The 447-nt window shown below is 64.2% G+C and carries 1 pseudogene; it reads right to left on the bottom strand.

Annotation, left to right across the window (positions count from 1 at the left end):
• Positions 1–447: pseudogene (locus BTA35_RS16750) on the bottom strand (hypothetical protein); the annotation flags it as partial.

Below are 447 nucleotides of genomic sequence, written 5' to 3'. Positions count from 1 at the left end.
GCGATGCGCGAAGCAATCAGGAAATCGTGCGCGCTGATGAAGTTGCCGTCGCGCATGTTCACGAGTTGCGCCTTGATCGTCGAGATCGCCGAGCGACCCGCGACCGGAACTTGCTTGACCGGCAACGGCGGACGATAGCCCGCGGCCGCGAGCGCGCGCGCTTCCTTCTTGGCCGTGTCGAGCAGCTCGAATACGTTGAACACGATCGTGTCCGACGGCTTCAGATAGCCCATCGCTCGCGCTTCGATCGCCGAAGCCGAGACCTTCGCCATCGCCGCGTTTTCGAACGACTTCGTCAGGAACTTCATCAGTTCGCCGTTCGATGCGCCCACTGCGGCAGCCGCATCGGCAGCGCGCAGCGCGGCTTCCTTCAGACCGCCGCCCGCCGGCACGAGACCGACGCCGACTTCCACGAGACCGACATAGCTTTCGATATGCGCAACGCGC

It is taken from the genome of Oceanospirillum linum (assembly GCF_001995095.2).
GTDB lineage: Bacteria > Pseudomonadota > Gammaproteobacteria > Pseudomonadales > Halomonadaceae > Oceanospirillum > Oceanospirillum linum.
Note: the sequence above shows the minus strand (reverse complement) of the source record. Positions and strands in the feature narration are given on the sequence as shown.